The sequence below is a fragment of the Mesorhizobium sp. B1-1-5 genome, from assembly GCF_006443065.1.
GTDB lineage: Bacteria > Pseudomonadota > Alphaproteobacteria > Rhizobiales > Rhizobiaceae > Mesorhizobium.
This window is the reverse complement of sequence record NZ_VFWS01000508.1, coordinates 1-1,196: the sequence shown is the minus strand read 5'-3', so window position 1 is coordinate 1,196 and position 1,196 is coordinate 1. Positions and strand designations below refer to the sequence as shown.

At 63.5% G+C, this 1,196-nt stretch carries 2 protein-coding genes and 1 pseudogene; all 3 read right to left on the bottom strand.

All coding sequences use genetic code 11. The features are described from left to right. A partial coding sequence (locus tag FJ980_RS32805; protein ID WP_246676686.1) for a cytochrome c occupies positions 1 to 500 on the bottom strand: 500 nt, incomplete at its 3' end. 149 nt (positions 501 to 649) lie between these two features. Further along, entirely contained in the window at positions 650 to 991 is a 342-nt protein-coding gene (locus tag FJ980_RS32800; protein ID WP_140497365.1) for a hypothetical protein, read from the bottom strand. A gap of 1 nt (position 992) precedes the next feature. Continuing rightward, a pseudogene (locus tag FJ980_RS32795) lies at positions 993 to 1,196 on the bottom strand (cytochrome C oxidase subunit III); the annotation flags it as partial.

Below are 1,196 nucleotides of genomic sequence, written 5' to 3'. Positions count from 1 at the left end.
TTCCTTGGAGTGGGGCAGGCGCCGCAGTGTCCAAGCACCTCCACCAGGTAGGCGCCCCTGTTCCATGCGCCGGTTCGGCTTGGATTTGGTCCGAAGCCGCCGGCGTGGAGGTTGGCAAGTTTCCACAACCAGAGCGTCCAGCGCTGGTTAAATGGAAAGGGCAGTATGTTTGGCGGCGGCGGCTGAGAAATCGGCGCGGTCGTGAGCAGGTAGGCTCGGATCGCGAGCACATCCTCGCGGTTCATCCCGACGAAGCTGTCATATGGCATGGCGGGATAGAGATCGGCCCCGTCGCGTCTGACGCCTTTCTGCACGGCTCGCACGAATTCGTCGGCGGAATAGCGCCCGATGCCTGTGTCGAGGTCCGGTGTGATGTTGGTGGAATAGACATCGCCGAACGGCGTCGGCACCCGATAGCCTCCGGCGAAAGGCCGGCTCGGATTGGACGTGTGGCAGCCGACGCAATCGGCGGCTCGGGCAAGATATTCGCCTTTCTGGATCTCGTTCGCCCGCAGCGGCGTGCCAGGCGCCAGCGACGCCATGACGGCCGCGACTACACGTAGGAGAACGGCGAGGAACGGAACGCTCGCAGCAGGCCACCGCAAACGCTGCCCATGGCGGATGACCGCTCGTCGGCTCCGCTGCACAGTCACAGTTCGCATCCGCTGAAGATCAATCCGGCCGCCATTTGCGCCAGCATGACGAGCGTGAACAGGGCCCCGATGCCTACCGAAGTCCTGGCCAGAAACGCGCGCGTGCGCGCCTTCAGGGGCGGGCTCGTGCCGTGCCCTGGATCATGAACGGCGCGCCATGACGACAGGACGCCCAGCGCCGCGACGGCGGCGCCTGTCAGCGAGAACAGAACAGTGGGCCGAAACCCGGCGTCGCATTGCCAATATGCGATTGAATAGTCGAGCTGCAGCGATATCGCCCACGCCGTTGGTCCGGTGGCCATGCCTGCCCAGGAAACGCCCGTGCGGATCGCCTGCATGTTACATCCTCGGAACCCAGTAAATTACGAGATAGAGCACGACCCATGAGACGACCACGAAGTCCCAGTAGAAGGCATTGTCCGACACGTCGCTGAAGTGGCGTCCGGTGTTGCCTTTCTTGGTGAACATGAGAACCGCGAGCACGATCGTGTCCCCGACATCGGTGAGGAGGTGTGTCGTGTGCAGGCCGAGCAGGAGCCAGAC